Consider the following 18,426-nt stretch of genomic DNA (forward strand, 5'->3'; position numbering starts at 1 on the left):
GTATGATCCGTCCCTTTGAACACGGAGGAAATATATACCGCCATGCAGGCGGCAGGCCTGTACTGGATTTCAGTGCCAATATCAACCCTTTGGGTCTGGCTGAAGGCGTCCGCAATGCCATATCGTCTCATCTGGACGATGTCATTCACTATCCGGATCCTGATTGCACGGCCCTGCGAGAAGCTCTGTCCCGGTTTTATCATCTCCCTGTGGAAACTATCGTTCCTGGAAATGGGGCAGCGGAACTGCTATACTTGTATTTTCATCATTTCCACTTCCGGCGCGTCTGTATTCCCGTTCCGGCTTTCAGTGAATACGAACGGGCTGCCCGGTCTGCCGGGGCAGAGATTGTATATGCTTATCTGGAAGCAGATAAAGCGTTTCAGCCTGATCTGACTGCTATAGCAAGTCAGGTCAAAGATGCTGATTGCATTGTCCTCGGCAATCCCAATAACCCTACGGGAAATCTCATCAGACGGCAGAAATTGATTTCCTTTCTCGAACGGGCGGTACAACGAGGGCAGTTTGTCATTGTCGATGAATCTTTTCTTGATTTCCTCGACGATGGTCCGGATTTCACTGTGGCAGACTTTGCCAGCCAGTCCGGTCAGGTTTTTGTCATCCATTCACTGACGAAATTTTATGCTCTGCCCGGTCTGCGGCTGGGGTTCGGCATCGCACCCGAAGCAGTTATACAGGGATTAATGGAGCAGACGGATGTGTGGCACGTCAATACGTTGGCTCAGACTGCCGGTATAGAAGCCCTTGCAGAAACGGCATATCAAAAAGCATCACGGACACTGGTAAGAGAAGAAAGAGACTGGATGAGCCGGATGTTGTCCTGCATTCCCGGAGTGACAATATGTCAGCCGTCGGTCAATTTCATTTTATGCCATATCAGACAGACGGGCCTGACAGCGACGGTACTGGCCGGACACATGCAGGAGCAGGGCATCCTCATCCGTGACTGCAGCAACTATCCGGGGCTGGATTCCTACTACATCCGCCTGGCTGTCCGCAGCAGGGAAGAGAATGAGTATGTCGTAGAGACAATAAAAGCATGCTTAAAAAATAAAAGTTAATTATTTTAAGAATAACAATAAGAAATCTGGCAATATTATCATATTAACATATCGTTTCAGACATTATAAAGGAAAAATTTCACATTTAAATTAAATGAAGATTAAAGCAAAGTTAAAATAAGGTTAAATATGCAAATTTGCTACTTATAAGGGTAGATAACTTTAAAAATTTATGGTAGAATGAGACAAACAATAAATGAAGCAGAGCTTCTGGTATGTTGTTATTATTCTATATTATCTGTTCTTATAAGTAAGGAGGTTTGACGTATGGGAGGAAAAAAGGGCAATAGAACGATTGCAATTGGCTTAATGTTATTCGCCTTATGGTTTGGTGCCGGTAACCTTATTTTCCCTGCATCCATGGGTCAGGCAGCAGGTACGAACGTCTGGTACGCTGTTGCTGGTTTTGTTATTACCGGTGTAGGCTTGCCGCTTTTGGGTGTACTGGCTATGGGTTATTCGGGCTGCAGCAACCTGCAGGAATTGATGAATCGTGTAGATAAAAGATATGCTATTTTCTTCACGGTCATTTCCTATCTGGCTATTGGTCCGGCCTTTGCTATTCCCAGAACGGGGACGGTTTCCTATGAAATTGCCGTCCGCCCGCTTCTCGATGGCGGCGGTTCCCAGCCAATCATGTGGGCATTCCTGGTGTTATTCTTTGTATTTTCCTGGTGGCTTTCCATCAACCCAGCTAAACTGGTTGACCGCATCGGCAAGGTCCTGACACCGGCTCTGCTGCTCACCATTCTGGCTCTGATTGTAAAATCCCTGATTACGCCTATGGGCGTTCCCCAGCCGCCACTGCCGGCTTATGCTACGGCAACTACTGCACTGGCACAGGGTGCTATCGATGGTTACAATACGCTGGATGCCATCGCAGCCTTCGTATTTGCCATCCTGGTCATCGAATTCGTCAAAGAAGACGGTGCTACGACGAAAGAAGAAATTACCCATGAAGTATTCAAAGCCGGCGGCCTGGCCGTATCGCTGCTCGCTTTCGTCTACGTCTTCGTCGCCTATCTCGGTGCCCAGTCCGTACAGGCCATTTCCATGCAGGAAACGGGCGCTCCTGTTCTTTCTATGAGTGCTCAGATTCTCTTCGGCTATGGCGGCGCTCTGCTGCTGGCAGTCATCGTACTCCTGGCATGTCTTTCCACTTCAATCGGTCTGATTACGTCTTGTGCAGCGTACTTCCATCAGCTCATCGGTAAGACGAGCTATAAGAATTATGTTACCATTTTTACCATTGCATCCTTTGCAGTTGCAACTGCCGGCCTGAAGACCATCATCGTCGCCGCTATCCCGGTCCTGATGTTCGTATATCCTCTGGTCGTTGCCAACATTATCCTTACCTTTACACATAACCTGTTCGGCGGTCGCCGCTGTGTATGGGTCTGCTCGACAATCTTCACTTTTGTACCGGCTCTCGTAACGGGCCTGCAGACAGCTAAGATTCCGCTGGGACCGATTGATGCCATCTTCAAGGGATTGCCTCTCCATTCCCTCGGTATGGACTGGATTCCGTTCCTCGTAGCCGGATTCATCGTCGGTCTGATTTACAAGGCAGTCGTTCCCGACAAAAAAGCTGAAACAGAAGAAGCGTAAAAACGCATATAGGATGTAATGTAAGAAAACCGGAGCTGTCATGGTGAGACGGCTCCGGTTTTTCTAATTATTTTTTTGTGGAAAATTCATATCAACTATGCTATAGTAGTATTATAAAACACAACGAAAAACGTTTGTTTACCCTGCAGGCAGGGCGGAAATCCTGCTTACAAATATATCATTGGAGGAGTGTGTACGATATGAAAAAAATTACCGCTTTTTATCTGACAGGCTGCCCGTATTGCGCTAATGCCAAAAAGGCACTGAAAGATCTGATTGCAGAAAACCCGGAATATGGGAAAGTAGAAATAGATTGGATTGAAGAAACCCAGCATCCGGACCTGGTGGCTGGTCATCAGTATTATTACGATCCCAGCATGTTCGACGGCTTCCATAAATTATATGAAGCCCAGCCGGGAGAAAGCTTTGAAGAAACAAAAGCCAACGTCCGGCGCGTTCTGGACTATGCATTGAAATATTGATAAATAGAAATAGAAACGGGCTCATCGCATGCCGATGGGCCTTTTTATCGTCCAACGATTTCGTCATCCTGACGTCTTTTGGTATTGGAGCAGGGAGCAGGCGGATTACGTATCATATACTTTCGTTGTTGCTCTTTACAATACAACGAAAGTATGATAAGATGTAGCCGTTCGGACAACAACAAATGAAAAAAAGGTGATCCTGTTGAAATTTTCCAGCCGTATGACCGTGGCCATCCATATCCTGCTGTATCTGGAAGAATATGAAAAAGAAGAGAAAGTAACATCTGAAGTCCTTGCCAATACGACCGGTGTGAATGCAGTCAATATACGCAAGACGCTACAGCTCCTGAAGAAAGCCGGGTTTATCGAGATTCGCAGAGGGACTGGTGGTGCCTGCCTTAAAAAAGCGCCTGGAGATATCACGGTGAGGGATATCTTTGAAGCCGTAGAGGATTCCACGGAAGACCTGTTCCATATGCACGAACATCCGAATACGAACTGTCCTGTCGGAAAGTCAATCAAAGGAGTACTAGACCGGCATCTTGATGCATGGAAGCAGCTATTGTTGCAGCAGATGCAGGGCGTCACTTTAAAAGAGTTGTTTTTAGAGTTGCAGGATGAAATGAAGAAACATGAATGAGGAGGAACCTTTATGAAGATGAAAAAGGTGAAGAAAATGATGGCGGTACTGTTGGGATTGAGCCTGGTTACGGCCATGTCTGCCGGTCCTGCTTTTGCTGCGGATAAGATGCCGGCGTTCAAAAATAACAAGCAGATGGTCGAATATTTCTGGAATCAAGTATTCAATAAGCACAATACCTCTGTCATCGACAGCATGACAGCTCCAAACTATATCCAGCATAGCCCGGGTTTTGCTGATGGACGCCAGGCTTTCGAAGATGGTATTCAGGGATTCCTCAAGGAATTTCCCGAAAGTAAAGCAGTCATCAAACATATTGGTGCTGATGGAGACCTCGTGTTCATCCATAACCATATTACGCTGAATGCTTCGGACCGGGGGCAGGCGGCAGTCGATATTTTCCGTGTCAAAGATGGAAAAATCGTAGAGCACTGGGACGTTATCCAGGATATTCCGGAAAAAGCAGAAAATAACAATACTATGTTCTGATTGAATCTGCCGGGAGCATGAAAAAAACTGGCATGGAGCATGTAGAGCATGTTCTATGCCAGTTTTCCTTATTTTGAAGTTTTTTAATTTGTTTTCTTTACATTATCCCCGTAGATAGTTTTCCAATCATTTTTCATGGAAATGGTATTCCAGCCATTTTCGTCGGATGTCTTCTTATCCCGTTCTGCCCGTTCAGGACGACCGTATTCACGTTGCGTATCGTCGCAGAGAACATTGAAGACTTCTGCTTTATAGGGATTATCCTTTAAGGTATAGCGGAACATAGAATAATCGCCGCTGCTGTTGCCAAAGGCCAGAACCGGCTGGATTCCGATTTCCCGGACGATGGAGGATACTTTATTCATCTTTTCATTTACCCGGTCCAGCGTACCGTACTGAATGGTATCTTCGTATGTCATCTGGTAGGAACCGCCGTCTGTATTTCCCTGATGACTAGCGACAATCTGTGGATCCGAACCGATGATCTGATTAGGACGGATATGGATGACATCGCGGGTCAGTGCGCGGACGAGGGGACGGTCCGAAGCAGAGACGATGTAACACGTAAAGTCATTGGACTGCAAATAGGAGATGACTTCTACCATAGGCATATAAAAGGCTTCGCCATAGGTCAGGTTGGTCAGGCCGATGACCGGCTTTTTCATGAATCCCTGCGCATAGGTGTCCAGGGACTGCGGCGTCATTCCGGCTAGTCCGGCATATAGTTTATTGTACAAATTATTGTCGATTTCCGGTGGAACGGGCTTGCGCTGGGAAATGGCATCCCAATAGTCCTGGGCAAATTTTTTATCTTCTGCCGATACCTGACAGTTCGGATCGTGAAGGACCCGGTCAGCATAAAATACACCATCTGTGTAGGACGGCGTCCGTTCACCTAACAGGGTCCCGTCCATGTCAAAGACGGCCAGGCGGTGTTCTACGGGGATGAAATGGGGACTCTTCGGATTGGTTACATCCTTTACATACGATACCAGTTTTTCCTTAGCGGCGGAATCGCGGTTCCAGTACTGGAAGTTTCCTGCTTTATTGACGTGGATGGCTGCCAGCTCAGCCCGGCTGGCCCCTTCAATCGTTCCCGTCATGGTGAAACTGGTCAGCATAGCTGTGATGGCTAAAATGGATGCAAAGTGTTTCCTCTTCACAATGATCACCTCATGATTATAGGATTTGTGCTTATTATAACACGAGAAATCATGACAAACAACCAGGACAGATAAAATAAGTACTGTCCCATTTTGTTTACGTTTTCATACCATGACTTGAAATAGCATGAACACGATAAGGAAGGTGAATTTCTTGGACAAGACGATATATTCTATTGACGGTAGAGACTGTCTCTTGTATTCGACAGGCAAGCCGGCATATATGCTGGTCCAGCCTGTCGATGACCACGACCAGGAAGTGCTGGATGAGCAGGTTACAGCTATTGCCGAAGCCTCTCAATTGCCCTTCGTATTTGTGGCATTTCCTGTGGTGGACTGGAACGGGGAATTATCTCCCTGGGATAGTCCGGCTGTTTTTGGACCGGATGACTTCGGGCACGGCGCGGCGGGAACTCTGTATTTTGTAGAAAATGAACTTCTGCCAGCTGTCCGAACACAATTTCACTTGTCTGACGAAGTGCCTGTCATATTAGGCGGCTATTCTCTGGCAGCTCTCTTTTCTTTGTGGAGTGGCTGGCAGACCGATATCTTTTCAGCTGTTGCTGCCGCTTCCCCCTCCGTCTGGTTCCCTGGCTGGTTGGACTATGCCAGGCAGCAGCAGCCAATGACGAAAGCCGTATATCTGAGTCTGGGTGATAGAGAAGAACGGACGCGAAATCCCATCATGGCGACGGTAGGAGGCTGTATCCGTCAGCAGTATGCGCATCTGGAAACGATGCCCCATATCCAGACCACGTTAGAATGGAACAAAGGAAATCATTTCCAGCATACGGGTCAGCGTTGTGCTAAGGCTTTTGCCTGGTGTATGTCGGCATTGGCGAAGGAGACAGACGGCGCCAGCAGCACCAGAGGATAGCCAGCCAGACGGGCATGATGAGGACGGCTGTGAGCATGTCCGGCATCTGGGTCATCATGAGTACGATGAAGCAGAGGAAGGCAAGGCAGAAATAGTCTGCTGCCGGGTACCAGAGAGACGGAAATTTCGTCGTCCTGCCCATTTTCTGGCGGTAGGCCTTGAATTTCAAGTGCGTCACGATGATGGTGACCCAGTTGATGATAGTAGCGCCGACTGTAAGGGACAGGAAGTACATGAAAATTTTTCCCGGGAAGAAATAGGTTACGGCGACGACGAACAAGGTAAGGCCCGAGCACAGGCAGAGCGTGTGGACTGGTACACCCCGGGCCGACAGCTTCCTGAACCATTGCGGGGCATGACCTTCTTCTGCCAGTCCATAGGCGATGCGGGAATTGCCGTAAATTGCCGAGTTATAGACGGAAATGGCCGCCGCCAGGACAACGAAATTGAGGAGATTCGCCGCAGACGGAAAGCCCACATTGGTGAAAATCTGGACGAAAGGGCTGTTCTGCGTGCCAATCTGATTCCACGGCCAGAGGCTCATGATGACGACCATCGTACCGATGTAGAAGATGAGAATGCGCCAGATAATCTGATTGATTGCCTTGGGCAGGGAGCGTTCGGGATTTTCTGCTTCTCCTGCGGTGATACCGATTAATTCGACGCCTCCAAAAGAAAAGATGACCGTTACCATAGCCAGACAGAACCCCCAGATTCCGTTTGGCAAAATGCCTCCATAGGCCCAAAGATTACTGAAATCCTGCGGAAATGGCCGGCTGTCCTGAGCAATAAGCCAGGCCCCGAGAAAAATCATGCCTATGATAGCGGCTACCTTGATGAAGGACATCCAGAACTCCGTTTCACCGTAAGCGCGGACATTGACCAGGTTGAGGCAGGTAATGGCGATGAGGCAGACAAGAGCTGTGATCCACTGGGGCAGGTCCGGGAGCCAGTAATGGACATAAATGCCGACAGCTGTCAATTCAGCCATGCTGATGATGACGTAAGAAAACCAATAGTTCCAGCCCAGCATAAAACCCGGAAAAGAGCCCCAATACTTGTTGGCATAGTAACTGAAGGAACCGGATACGGGCTCTTCTACAGCCATTTCGCCTAACATGCGCATGATGAGGAAAATGACGATGCCACAGATGAGATAGGCTGCGATGATGGATGGGCCGCCCAGGGAAATCGTCGATGCCGACCCATAAAATAAACCGGTGCCAATAGCGCCGCCAAGAGCAATCATCTGAAGATGACGATTCTTCAGGCCGCGCTGCATTTGAGATCCTTTTTTCATATATATGACCTCCTGACTAAAAAAAACGACCGCACGAAAGATTACACCCAAGGTGGTGTACCCCTTCATGTGGTCGTTTGACGATGACATTCTGGTTATTAGTATAGAACAAAAATGTGGTTTGTCAATCGAGCAGATTTTGTACGGGCAGAGGCCTGTCTTCCCGTCAGGTGGTCAGATAGTGTATACTAAGTAAAGAATAACTGATAAGGAGGTATATCTGATGAGTGTAGAATTTGAAGGGAAGAAGGCGTGCATCGCGCCGGAAGGGGTATTCATCATCGGGACATATGATGAAAAGGGTGTACCCAATGCCATGAATGCGGCCTGGGGTTCCCAGTCGGATTACGGTGAAATCACGCTCTTTCTGGCAAAGCACAAGACGACGGACAACATCAAGCACACCAAGGCCTTTACGGTGGCCTTCGCAACGAAAGATACGGTGGACATTGCCGATTACTTTGGCGTAGAAACGGGCAACAAGGTGAATAAGATAGAAAAAGCAGGCTGCCACGTCCACAAGAGCCTTCATGTCAATGCCCCGATTATCGAAGAATTTCCGGTCACACTTGAATGTGAATGCACCAGCTATGATGACAACACAGGCATTCTCGTAGGCAGAATCGTAGCCCAGCAGGCTGATGAATCGGTTCTGACTGACGGCAAAATCGATTACGACAAACTGCAGCCCATCATCTTTGACATTTCCACCATGACCTATCGCCTGATTGGCCCCGTCGTAGGCCAGGCCTTTCATGATGGATTGAAAATAAAAAGATAAGGCCTTCAGACAACATCAAAAAGGGGGCTGTAACATAATAGCCTCATCTAAAAAAATGGACTCAGTTATCTGAGCCCATTTTTTTAAGCAAAAGAGGCCCCAAAGGGCCTCTTTGCTGGTATAATTATTACAAGCGAGTGGAAAAAGGGATAGCTAAGCTAAAGGAAAAACGGCGGCAAATTCAGGAACAGATGCTGGCTTTCACTTCCCAGTCGGAAATGCTGCTTCATCGTATGAAACAAAATGAAACGACGCATACGGAAATCGTGAAACGGCAAAGGGAAGACCTGAAGGCCTGTCAGATGAAATTAGAAAAGTTGCTGGAGGAATGATATCAGCATTATCTGCCCGGATTGTAAGTCTTTAGTGATTGCTGGATGCCCTGTATGAGAGCATTGATGATTTCGTTGGATGGCTGTGCATGGAGCTGTACATAACCAATCTGAGCCTGTACGGTGAGACCTGACAAGGGAATGGCGGTGATGGCCGATGGCATGACTGCCGGGATGAGGCAGCCCGTGCCGATGTTCAGGCAGTCCGTACTGGCCAGAAGGTTGTTGGTCGTCCCCCGGTCGTATGAATAGATGATTTTGTCATGATCTTTCAATGTGACCAGTTCTTCGTCGGCGTATCTCGTGGCTGCGGATTGGGCATACTGAATCAGTGGATAAGGCCGTATATCGTCCAGTGTCACCGTCTGGTGCTGGGCCAGGGGATGATGGATATTCATGAATACGTGAGGGATGACAGGGCATAATACGTGGAACGACAGGCCCCATTTGTCCAGTACCTGATGGATGTAGTGGCTATTTTCTTCAGTGATAGCAACGATACTGAAGGCACTTTTTTTTAAGTATACGTCTTCCAGTGCCGTAATGGTTTCCGTTTCTTTCAGGGAAATGGTGTAGCGTTCCTGTTGAAAAGTACGGAGAAAATGGATGAAGGCATCGATGACAAAAGCATAATGTTGGCAGGATATCTGCAGGTGGAGCCGTGTCACATCGTTTTTTATGAGATAATGGTTGCGTAGTTCGTCGGCATCGGCAAGGACTTTATCGGCCAGCTGTAAAAATTCGATGCCTTCTGCCGTCAGGCTCACCCCACGGCGGGATCGGTCAAAGAGCGTAATGCCAAATTCCTTTTCCAGGTCCCGTATGGCTTCGGACAGACTGGGCTGGGATATGTACAGACGGACGGCTGCCTGATTCATAGAACGGCAGCGGGCGATTTCTTTTACGTATAATAACTGTTGTAGACGCATAGTGCACCTCATTGCATAATAGATAATACCTATTACTGATGAAATAATTTTTATTAGTAAGGTAACTCATTTTATGATACTATAACCGCATAGGCAGGTCAATGAATGTATGATGGACAGACTGAATAGATACTTAAAAATATGTGGTACTGTCACATCGGTTTTATCTATATAGTGCCTGATGAGGGGGAATAGTCATGAGTACAAGTCATCTTACAACCAAGTTGTGCCGGGCGGGGGAACATGAACTGGCCAAGGAAATAGCGGAATCGGTATCGGTTCCCAAAGTCATTCCTATTTACATGAGCAGTGTCTTTAGTTTTGACGATGTGCCTACGCTGGACAGTGTCTATGAAGGTAAAAAATCCGGTTATGTGTACAGCCGCATGGCAAATCCGGGCCTTGATGCGGCTCAGGATGTGCTGCGGGCTGCCGAAGGATCCGATGGGGCTATCGTTTTCAGTGCCGGTATGGCTGCCATCATTACGACTATCATGAGCAATGTGAAAAGTGGCGATCATATCGTATCGTCGCCGGTTCTGTATGGCGGTGTCTATGATTATTTTGCCAATGAACTGCCACGGTGGGGTGTAACCGTTGATTTTGTCGATTTTGATACGGAAGATATCGAAGCACATATCAAGCCGAATACGAAGCTCATCTATACGGAAACGATAGCCAACCCGCTCATGGAAGTTACGGATATCCGCAAAGCGGCAGCTGCTGCTCATGCGCACGGATGCAAACTCGTCGTAGATAATACCTTTGCTACACCGGTCGTCTGCCGGCCGCTGGAACTGGGTGCCGATATCGTCGTCTACAGTGCCACCAAGTACCTGGGCGGTCATAGTGATTTCACAGGCGGTGCCGTCTGTGTCGGTGCGGCGGATATTGCCAATATCCAGAAATATGCTACGTTGTACGGTGACCTCCTGAGCCCATTTGACTCGTTCCTCCTGACGCGCAGTATGCGCACTCTGGAGCTGCGTGTCCGCCAGCATAGTGAAAATGCACTGAAAGTGGCGCAATTCCTGGAGCAGCATCCCAAGGTGGAAAAAGTATATTATGCAGGTCTTGAAAGTTCTCCCTATCATGACCGGGCTGTCTCCCAGTTTACCGATGGCATGTGCGGCGGTATGGTCAGTGCCGACATTGCCGGCGGTGCTAAAGGAGCAGAAGATTTTATTGCTGCCTGCCAGTACATCAAATTTGTACCGAGCCTGGCCAGCTTCTCGACGACCCTGTCCTATCCGGTCAAGACCAGTCATCGGGCTTATCCGCCGGAAGAACTGAAAAAATGTGGCATCTCGGCCAGCATGATCCGGTTCTCCATCGGTATAGAACACGCTGACGACATCATTGCTGACATGGATCAGGCGCTCAGCAAAATCTGATATATGTAAGGTAAAGAAAACGCCTCAGAAAGTGACATGGCTTTCTGAGGCGTTTTTATATTCTATGCGTTTTTTGTACGTTTCTTATAATACCATGATGTCTATCTGGAAGAATCATGAATAATAAATATAAATAATATAAATAAAAAAATAATATTAAATAAAAAATAATCGATAAAACTGTAACAAAATAACACTTTATGGTATAATACTTGATTAGAATGCCGTGAAGTATGATGATTCCAACAAGTCAAAAATCACGCTGGGCGGTGAAGGTGGCACGACTATCACCAATGTAAAGAGTGCTCTCGATGGTGCCAAAGATGAAAAAGGTAAAGATGCTACGATTGCTACAGCAACCGGCGATGATCTGAAGAATGCAGCTAACCTTGGTGATTTGCAGAAGGTCTATAATGACATCAATACAAAAGCTGAAAATGCCAGTGCTTCCCATACGGCTCTGACCGTAGAAGGTGGTACGTCAGCTGGTACAAAAGATGAAAAGACGAAAGAAGACGTCTATGCTGGCAAGAACATCCTGCTCCATGAATCCACGGATGAAAATGGCAAGGTTACGTATGATCTGAAGCTGGCTAAGGACATCAGTATCGGCAAGCCGGGCAAAGACGGTGAAGACGGTAAGATTGGCATCGACAGCAAGGATGGCCATATCGGCCTGAACGGCTCCGACGGTATCACCGTCCGCGGTCTGGATGGTAAAGATGGTACACCGGGCAAAGATGGTGTCACCATTACCGGCCCGAAAGGTGAAGCCGGTAAAGATGGTATCGACGGCAAAGTCGGTATCTCCGGCAAGGATGGCAAAGATGCTGTCTCCATTTCTGGTAAAGATGGTGTCGGCCATATCGGCCTGACAGGCCCTGCCGGGACGAACGGCAAGGATGGCACCAATGCTATCGATATTACTGTCAAAAATGGTTATGACAAAGCTGGACAAGATGGCAAAGATGGAATCAATGGCAAGAACGGTGTGGATGGAACGAGCCTGACCCGTATCGTCTACAAAGATGGTGCTGGTGAACATCAGGTAGCTACCATGGAAGACGGCCTGAAATTCAAGGGCGATAATAGTCCTGTTATTGCCAAGAAGCTGAACAACACTCTCGATATCATCGGCGGTGCAGACAGCAAGAACTTGACGGAAGGCAACATCGGTGTCAACAGCACGGATAAGGGTCAGCTGAAGGTTCAGCTGGCAAAAGACCTGACGGGCATCACATCCATCAGCAACCAGAAGACCGAAGGCGGCAAGACCACCGGTGCTAAGATTACCCTTGGCACCGATGGCAATGTTGATGTCAACGGTGGCAAGATCACCAAGGTAGGCAGTGGCATTGAAACAGATGCAAATGGCAAATATACCGTTACAGATCAGAACAAAGGCAATGCCGCCAACATCGGCGATGTTCAGAACATGGTCAATGATGCCAAGACAGAATTGATCAGTGGTGATAATGGTCTGAATAACAAAGCCAATATCGATGCATCCAACATTGGGGCTAACCTGAAAGGTGAAGATGGCAAGACTCCGGCATCTGATGATGAAAAGACTACAAATGAAAATGCCTGGGGCAAGGCTATCGGTACTGGTAAAATTGAAGCCAATAATGGCCAGCTGGTAACGGGTGATACCGTCTATAATGAAGTCCGTCCTAAGGAAGATGGCAACTATGTGAAGACAAATCAGACTACGGGTGCAAATCTGTCGGCTCTCGATAGCAAGATTGGCAAATTGGATGACGATGGAAACTACATCAAGAAGGATGACAGTATTTCTAAGAACCTGAGCACGCTCGATGCACAGGTCAAGACCAATGCCGATAATATCGCGAATAACACTAAGTCCATCCAGAATATCACGAACAGCGTGAAAAACCTCAGCGATAATGCTGTCCAGTATGACAAAGATTCCAATAAGACAAAAGTCACGCTGGGCGGTGAAGGCGGCACGACAATCACCAACGTCAAGGATGGTGCTCTGAGTGAAAAAAGCTCGGATGCCGTCAATGGCAAGCAGCTCTACAACGAACAGAAAGCTCGTGAAGCGGCTGACAAGGACATTACTGAAAAGGTGACGAACAACACCAATGAAATTACCAAGATTAAGAATGGTGACTTCACGGATGCTAGCAAGACAGCTATCCATAATATTGCCAAGGATGCTGTCAAAGTTGTCGATGGCAAGAATACGACGGTCACTAAGGTCGATGGCACGGATACGACTCCGACGACGTATGCCGTCAATGTCGAAGGCACGGGCAAGGTCGCTTCTGGCGATACCGGTCTGATTTCCGGCGACACGCTCTATAAGGAAGTCCATGTGGACAAGGATGGCTCTTACATCAAGGGCAGCCAGACTGTCGTCCAGAACCTGTCTGCTCTGGATTCGGGGCTCAAGACGACGAGTGACCTCATACACACGAACGCCAAGGGTGACACCATCCAGATTGGTGGCAACAGCACGGCTACGAAGATTGATGTCAGCGGAAAGGATAAGGATGGCAATACTACAGGCCGCGTCATCACAGGAGTCATGACAGATGGCAAAGATCTGACCAGTGCGGCAAATGTCGGCTATGTCAACGGTATTACCAGTGCCAATACACAGCAGATTTACCGTGATATGAACAATGCCTATAGCCGTCTGGATACGAACATCAACAGAGCGGCAGCCGGCAGCAATGCTTTGGCGGCCCTCCATCCGCTCGATTTCGACCCGGCTGATAAAGCCAGCTTCGCCGTCGGTTACGGCCATTACCATAACGCCAATGCAGCCGCTGTCGGTGCCTTCTATCAGCCGAATGCCAATACCATGGTCAACATGGGCATTTCTCTTGGCAACGGCGACCCGGGCTTCAATGCCGGTGTCTCCTTCAAGATTGGCAAAGGCTCCGCATACAACGGCGTCAGCAAGGCTGAAATGGCACAGACAATCCATGATCAGGCTGAAGAAATCTCGGCTATTAAAGCGAACGATGCAGCCAAGGATAAACGAATCGATGCCCTGGAAAAAGAAAACCAGGAAATGAAGAAACAGATTCAGGAAATCCTGTCCCGTCTGAATGGATAAGTAGTACGTGTCTGCATAACGAAAATAGAACAGACAAAAAGAAACCAGCCATAACGCAACATAATTGCGTTATGGCTGGCTTTTTTAGTGGTGGCCTTTATAATCTGAGTTCTCATATGTAATTCAGAAGAGTATAGCATGGCAAACTGTTTTTTCTATACTGGAAACAATCCTTTATTTTACCGTGTTTTTCAATGTACCGATGGAAGAGATGGAAATTTCTACAGTGTCTCCCGAATGAATGTAGCGGGGCGGTTTGAAGCCGGCGCCGACACCTGATGGTGTACCCGTCGAAATGATATCACCGGGCTGGAGTGTCGTGCCCTGGGATAGGGTAGATATGAGCGACGGAATGGGGAAGATGAATTCTTCTGTCGAGGCATCCTGGCGGACTTCGTCATTGACTTTGGTCACGATAGTAAACGTATCAGGAGCGGCATCGCGCAGCAGGATGCAGGGGCCCATGGGGGCAAAGGTATCGAGGCTTTTACCGTGGAACCACTGGCCGTGATTGCGCTGCAGGTCACGGGCGGTTACATCATTCATGATGGTAAATCCATAGACGTGATTCATGGCTTCGCTGACGGGGATATCCTTGCCGCTGGTGCCGATGATGACGGCCAGTTCTCCTTCATAGTCCAATTCTTTCGTTACCTGCGGATGAGAATCGATGGTATCTTCCGGCCCGATGACGCAGGTCGGGGCTTTGGTGAAAAACTGGGGATATTTTGGCAGGGAATCGAGTTTTTTCTTATGAAATTCTTCGATGTGTTCGGCATAGTTTTCACCGACGCAGAAGATATTTTTCGTAAGCTGCGGCAACGGGGCCAGAATGTGTACCGTGGCCAGCGGTTTGGCTTTCACGGCCTGGGTCTTTTCGTTCTGTTCGAGGGCATCGGCCAGGGCCAGCAGGCCTTCATTTCCCTGCTGGATAAATTCTGCCAATGTTTCCGGAAGAGGGGTAAAGAACGCCTCTTCTAAGGCAATAGCGCTGTATACTCCTGTTTCTTCGGTATCCAGCACGCCCCACTGAACGAATCCCAGGTCTTCAAAGGTAATCAGTTTTTTTATCATCATAGCTATCTTCTCCTTGTCATATTTGTTTTATTATATCATAATTCATTGCGTCATGTATTCTCTGTATCCGTATGTGGACAGCTTTCCTTTAGCAGTCGTAAAAAGACTTCGCATGGTTTGGTGAGAAGCTGGTATTTTTTCCAGACTACGAGACAGGAACAGGAGACGGCCGGCTTCAGGGGGACAAAAGCCAGGTCCGGCGTCTGGAGCTGGAAGAGTTCATTGATGCCAAATGCGCTGGTAATACCTGTCCGGATAAGCTGGGCTGCATTGGCGATGAGATCGAAGCGTCCGACAATCTGCAGGTCCTCCGTTGTCACCTGTCCTCCGGACCAGGTACGGACATCAAAGGCAGCCGTTGCTGTCCGTGAAGACGTGAGCAGGGGGATATCCTTCAGGATGTCCGGTGTAATGGCCGGGAGTTTTGCCCAGGGGTTGTCGCTGCGGGTAATGATTCCGACCGTATTGGTTTCAGGCAAACGGAGGTATTCGTATTTTTCCGGATTGAACGGCTCGATGAACAGGGCAAAGTCGATGAGACCATGGACCAGTCGTTCTTCCACCGTATCGGCATTTCCCGTAAAGAGTTCGCACGTGACACCGGGATGCTGACTATGCAGCCTGGCAAAGGTATCAGTCAGGAAATGAATGACCGGAGTCTCCCCGGCACCGATGCGGATACAGCCAGTCAGTTCCAGCTGATCATTGTTGATTTCGGCTTCAGTCTGGCGAACGAGGGACAGGATTTCTTCGGCCCGCTGCCGGAGATGGATTCCTTCCTCTGTCAGGTGGGTATTGCGGTTGGTCCGGATGAAGAGCTGTTTACCTAGCTCCTTTTCCAGGTCGGCCATCTGTCGTGATAGTGTCGGCTGGGTGATGTGCAGCATATTGGCGGCTCCGGTCATGTTTCCTTCTCTGGCGACGGCCAGAAAATAGTGTAATGTCCGCAATTCCATGGCAACACACTCCTTTCTTTTTCGTTTAGTATACGGCAGGTCTGTCCATTTGGCAATGCTTTTTACGTATTTCCGGATATAAAATATAAGCTTTTTACATTTCAATCGCTGACTGCTAAGATAAAAGTGTAGAAAATAGCAAAAAAGGAGGCACAGATATGGCTTCAGATATGTGGGAATGCCTTGCTGACACAGGCTGTTCCTGCGATTTCATTGAGAAGTACCGGACCCTGACCGGAAAGCAGCAGTTACAATTTCTGCAGAGGCATCGACGGTATCTGCTCGATTCGATTCACGATAAGCAGATTCAGCTGGACCGTTTGGACTATATATTATATGTATTACAAAAACGAGGAGACGAAGGAAAATGACTATTGAAGAAATTAAGAACACAAGCCCCTTTGCCATCGGCGGGGAAAATGTCGATTATGCCCAGTATTTTGATGGTATCAGTTATTTGAACATGTTGTCACTGAAACAGGTCATTGTCGGCAATGTCACTTTTGAACCGGGCTGCCGCAATCACTGGCACATCCACCATGCCAGTCAAGGCGGCGGCCAGATGCTCCTGGTCACAGCCGGCCGCGGCTGGTATCAGGAATGGGGGAAACCGGCACAGGAACTCCATGCCGGCGACGTCGTCCACATCCCGGCCAATGTCAAGCATTGGCACGGTGCTGCCAAGGACAGTGCCTTCCAGCATCTGGCCATCGAAGTCGACGGGACCGATACGAGTACGGAATGGTGTGAAGCCGTAGCGGAGGCCGATTATGAAGCTCTTCCGTAAGCCGTTGTTAGCAGCCGGGCTCATCGCCCTGGCCGGGATAGGATTTTTGGGAACAGGAGATGCATTTGCCATGAATACAACTGATAATCAGCCGAAAAAAGCCGTTAAAATTGTCCAGACCGCAGGGCGGCAGCAGCTGGGGAACTTTGCCCCTGATTTTGCCCGTTATAACGATGATATCCTCTTTGGCGAAGTGTGGAGCAAGAACGATGTCCTTTCCCTGCACGACCGCAGCATCGTCACCGTTTCGGCCCTGATCGCTCAGGGGATTACGGACAGTTCTTTGAAGTATCATATCCAGACGGCCAAGAAGAACGGCGTCACGAAAGAAGAAATGGCAGAAATCATTACGCAGCTGGCTTTTTACAGCGGCTGGCCCAAAGCCTGGGCTGCCTTTGGCTATGCCAAGGACGTGTATGGAGAGTAGAAAAAACATAGTCAAAAAGCATGGATGCATTAAGACCATAGGCATTTGATATCGTTTGCTGCCTCGTCTATACTATATATAAACGAAAGCAAAGAAATTGAAACTTTTTTTATTGTATATAATGGAGGCTGCTATGAAATTAAAATCTAAATTCATGCTTACGTTAGCTTTGACAGGGTTGATGGCAGTAGGGGGTGTGACAGCGATGGCACAAGAAACAGCACAGACGACGTATAAGACCGTCAATGCACGGCACGAAGGACCGAATAAGATTGTCAAGGAAAACCTGAAATTGACTCAGGAATGGGACAAGACTTTCAAAAAGAGCGACAAAGTCGATCATCAGAAAGTGACCTTCGTCAACCGCTACGGCATTACCCTGGCGGCTGATATGTACACGCCGAAAGGCGTCAAAGGCAAGCTGCCGGCCCTGGCCGTAGCCGGTCCTTTTGGCGGCGTCAAGGAACAGGCATCGGGCTTATATGCCCAGACCATGGCCGAAAAGGGCTTCGTGACCTTGGCCTTTGACCCGTCCTTTACCGGGGAAAGCGGTGGCACTCCTCGCTACGTGGCCTCGTCGGACATCAGCACAGAAGATTTCTCGGCGGCTGTTGACTTCCTTTCGACGCAGGACAATGTTGATCCCGACCGCGTCGGGCTTATCGGCATCTGCGGTTTCGGCGGCTTTGCCCTCAATGCGGCCGCTAACGATACGCGCATCAAAGCGACGGTCGCATCGACTATGTACGATATGAGCCGCGTTACGGCGAACGGCTACTTCGATTATGAAAAGGATGCCGATACGCTTCAGAAAGAACGGATGGCGACGCGCAAAGCCATCAGTGACCAGCGGACCATCGACTATAAGAATGGCTATTATAAACGGGCCGGCGGTGTGCCCGACAACCTTCCGGCTGATGCACCGCGGTTCGTCAAGGATTACTACAACTACTATAAGACGACGCGCGGCTACCATCCCCGTTCGCTCAACTCCAACGGCGGCTGGAA

Annotated in this window: 19 protein-coding genes; 14 read left to right on the forward strand and 5 right to left on the reverse strand. The window is 48.5% G+C overall.

The genetic code is table 11. The features are described from left to right. Positions 1-2: 2 nt before the first annotated feature. From cobD to B2U90_RS11690, 5 genes are all read left to right on the forward strand, one after another. Positions 3-1,082 carry a threonine-phosphate decarboxylase CobD gene (cobD, locus tag B2U90_RS11670; protein WP_150824482.1) on the forward strand — a complete coding sequence of 360 codons (1,080 nt, stop codon included), beginning with the start codon at positions 3-5 and terminating at the stop codon, positions 1,080-1,082. Positions 1,083-1,349: 267 nt separating this feature from the next. Continuing rightward, on the forward strand, positions 1,350-2,690 hold the full coding sequence (gene brnQ / locus B2U90_RS11675) for a branched-chain amino acid transport system II carrier protein (protein WP_292017851.1): 1,341 nt from the start codon (positions 1,350-1,352) through the stop codon (positions 2,688-2,690). 200 nt (positions 2,691-2,890) lie between these two features. Further along, positions 2,891-3,172 carry a thioredoxin domain-containing protein gene (locus tag B2U90_RS11680; RefSeq protein WP_059077245.1) on the forward strand — a complete coding sequence of 94 codons (282 nt, stop codon included), beginning with the start codon at positions 2,891-2,893 and terminating at the stop codon, positions 3,170-3,172. Between the two features lie 205 nt (positions 3,173-3,377). Beyond that, complete coding sequence (locus tag B2U90_RS11685) at positions 3,378-3,815, forward strand: Rrf2 family transcriptional regulator (RefSeq protein WP_292017852.1); 438 nt, start codon at positions 3,378-3,380, stop codon at positions 3,813-3,815. 12 nt (positions 3,816-3,827) lie between these two features. Then, a complete protein-coding gene (locus B2U90_RS11690) occupies positions 3,828-4,304 on the forward strand; it encodes a nuclear transport factor 2 family protein (RefSeq protein ID WP_292017853.1) in 477 nt (158 codons plus the stop codon). Positions 4,305-4,387: 83 nt separating this feature from the next. Here B2U90_RS11690 and B2U90_RS11695 read toward each other — a convergent pair whose 3' ends face one another. Next, entirely contained in the window at positions 4,388-5,467 is a 1,080-nt protein-coding gene (locus B2U90_RS11695; protein WP_257536522.1) for a haloacid dehalogenase-like hydrolase, read from the reverse strand. Positions 5,468-5,621: 154 nt separating this feature from the next. On the opposite strand from B2U90_RS11695, the gene B2U90_RS11700 reads away from it, so the two are divergent. Next, positions 5,622-6,344, forward strand: coding sequence for an alpha/beta hydrolase-fold protein (locus tag B2U90_RS11700; RefSeq protein WP_292017854.1), 723 nt, complete (start codon positions 5,622-5,624; stop codon positions 6,342-6,344). On the opposite strand, the gene B2U90_RS11705 is transcribed toward B2U90_RS11700, so the two are convergent. Next, the gene (locus B2U90_RS11705; protein WP_292017855.1) at positions 6,274-7,644 is read right to left on the reverse strand and encodes an amino acid permease; all 1,371 of its coding nucleotides are present in this window, start codon (positions 7,642-7,644) and stop codon (positions 6,274-6,276) included. The two genes, B2U90_RS11700 and B2U90_RS11705, sit on opposite strands and share 71 nt — an antisense overlap. Before the next feature lie 223 nt (positions 7,645-7,867). Here B2U90_RS11705 and B2U90_RS11710 point away from each other — a divergent pair, with 223 nt between their 5' ends. Further along, a complete protein-coding gene (locus B2U90_RS11710; RefSeq protein ID WP_075582259.1) occupies positions 7,868-8,425 on the forward strand; it encodes a flavin reductase family protein in 558 nt (185 codons plus the stop codon). A gap of 137 nt (positions 8,426-8,562) precedes the next feature. Next, entirely contained in the window at positions 8,563-8,757 is a 195-nt protein-coding gene (locus B2U90_RS11715; protein ID WP_083237138.1) for a hypothetical protein, read from the forward strand. An 8-nt stretch (positions 8,758-8,765) separates the two neighbouring features. Here B2U90_RS11715 and B2U90_RS11720 read toward each other — a convergent pair whose 3' ends face one another. Beyond that, positions 8,766-9,686 carry a LysR family transcriptional regulator gene (locus B2U90_RS11720; RefSeq protein WP_292017856.1) on the reverse strand — a complete coding sequence of 307 codons (921 nt, stop codon included), beginning with the start codon at positions 9,684-9,686 and terminating at the stop codon, positions 8,766-8,768. A gap of 197 nt (positions 9,687-9,883) precedes the next feature. On the opposite strand from B2U90_RS11720, the gene B2U90_RS11725 reads away from it, so the two are divergent. Continuing rightward, positions 9,884-11,080, forward strand: a complete 1,197-nt coding sequence (locus tag B2U90_RS11725; protein ID WP_292017857.1) for a trans-sulfuration enzyme family protein — start codon at positions 9,884-9,886, stop codon at positions 11,078-11,080. A 226-nt stretch (positions 11,081-11,306) separates the two neighbouring features. Next, complete coding sequence (locus B2U90_RS11730) at positions 11,307-14,171, forward strand: YadA-like family protein (protein ID WP_292017858.1); 2,865 nt, start codon at positions 11,307-11,309, stop codon at positions 14,169-14,171. A 174-nt stretch (positions 14,172-14,345) separates the two neighbouring features. Here the strand turns inward: B2U90_RS11730 and B2U90_RS11735 are convergent, their stop codons facing one another. Further along, complete coding sequence (locus B2U90_RS11735; protein WP_059077251.1) at positions 14,346-15,248, reverse strand: fumarylacetoacetate hydrolase family protein; 903 nt, start codon at positions 15,246-15,248, stop codon at positions 14,346-14,348. 50 nt (positions 15,249-15,298) lie between these two features. Continuing rightward, on the reverse strand, positions 15,299-16,204 hold the full coding sequence (locus B2U90_RS11740; RefSeq protein ID WP_292017859.1) for a LysR family transcriptional regulator: 906 nt from the start codon (positions 16,202-16,204) through the stop codon (positions 15,299-15,301). A gap of 158 nt (positions 16,205-16,362) precedes the next feature. Between B2U90_RS11740 and B2U90_RS11745 the strand changes: the two genes are divergently transcribed. The 4 genes from B2U90_RS11745 to B2U90_RS11760 all read left to right on the forward strand — a co-directional run. Next, positions 16,363-16,575 (forward strand): hypothetical protein, encoded by a 213-nt coding sequence (locus B2U90_RS11745; protein ID WP_292017860.1) that lies wholly within the window; start codon positions 16,363-16,365, stop codon positions 16,573-16,575. After that, positions 16,572-16,991: a cupin domain-containing protein gene (locus B2U90_RS11750; RefSeq protein ID WP_292017861.1), complete on the forward strand. Its 420-nt coding sequence runs from the start codon at positions 16,572-16,574 to the stop codon at positions 16,989-16,991. Before B2U90_RS11745 ends, B2U90_RS11750 begins: the two co-directional genes overlap by 4 nt. Next, complete coding sequence (locus tag B2U90_RS11755) at positions 16,975-17,418, forward strand: carboxymuconolactone decarboxylase family protein (protein WP_292017862.1); 444 nt, start codon at positions 16,975-16,977, stop codon at positions 17,416-17,418. The genes B2U90_RS11750 and B2U90_RS11755 overlap by 17 nt, the downstream gene beginning before the upstream one ends. A gap of 205 nt (positions 17,419-17,623) precedes the next feature. Continuing rightward, positions 17,624-18,426, forward strand: an 803-nt coding sequence (locus B2U90_RS11760) for an alpha/beta hydrolase (RefSeq protein WP_292017863.1), incomplete at its 3' end; no start/stop codon positions are given.

Source organism: Megasphaera sp. UBA4233, assembly GCF_002395615.1.
Classification (GTDB): domain Bacteria; phylum Bacillota; class Negativicutes; order Veillonellales; family Megasphaeraceae; genus Megasphaera; species Megasphaera hexanoica.

What these genes read in the sequence shown, in the direction of transcription:
- B2U90_RS11735 (WP_059077251.1), bottom strand. Translation starts at nt 15,248, where the DNA reads ATGATGATAAAAAAACTGATTACCTTTGAAGACCTGGGATTCGTTCAG.
- B2U90_RS11745 (WP_292017860.1), top strand. Translation starts at nt 16,363, where the DNA reads ATGGCTTCAGATATGTGGGAATGCCTTGCTGACACAGGCTGTTCCTGC.
- B2U90_RS11720 (WP_292017856.1), bottom strand. Translation starts at nt 9,686, where the DNA reads ATGCGTCTACAACAGTTATTATACGTAAAAGAAATCGCCCGCTGCCGT.
- B2U90_RS11680 (WP_059077245.1), top strand. Translation starts at nt 2,891, where the DNA reads ATGAAAAAAATTACCGCTTTTTATCTGACAGGCTGCCCGTATTGCGCT.
- B2U90_RS11755 (WP_292017862.1), top strand. Translation starts at nt 16,975, where the DNA reads ATGAAGCTCTTCCGTAAGCCGTTGTTAGCAGCCGGGCTCATCGCCCTG.
- cobD (WP_150824482.1), top strand. Translation starts at nt 3, where the DNA reads ATGATCCGTCCCTTTGAACACGGAGGAAATATATACCGCCATGCAGGC.
- B2U90_RS11740 (WP_292017859.1), bottom strand. Translation starts at nt 16,204, where the DNA reads ATGGAATTGCGGACATTACACTATTTTCTGGCCGTCGCCAGAGAAGGA.
- B2U90_RS11750 (WP_292017861.1), top strand. Translation starts at nt 16,572, where the DNA reads ATGACTATTGAAGAAATTAAGAACACAAGCCCCTTTGCCATCGGCGGG.
- brnQ (WP_292017851.1), top strand. Translation starts at nt 1,350, where the DNA reads ATGGGAGGAAAAAAGGGCAATAGAACGATTGCAATTGGCTTAATGTTA.
- B2U90_RS11690 (WP_292017853.1), top strand. Translation starts at nt 3,828, where the DNA reads ATGAAGATGAAAAAGGTGAAGAAAATGATGGCGGTACTGTTGGGATTG.
- B2U90_RS11710 (WP_075582259.1), top strand. Translation starts at nt 7,868, where the DNA reads ATGAGTGTAGAATTTGAAGGGAAGAAGGCGTGCATCGCGCCGGAAGGG.
- B2U90_RS11705 (WP_292017855.1), bottom strand. Translation starts at nt 7,644, where the DNA reads ATGAAAAAAGGATCTCAAATGCAGCGCGGCCTGAAGAATCGTCATCTT.
- B2U90_RS11725 (WP_292017857.1), top strand. Translation starts at nt 9,884, where the DNA reads ATGAGTACAAGTCATCTTACAACCAAGTTGTGCCGGGCGGGGGAACAT.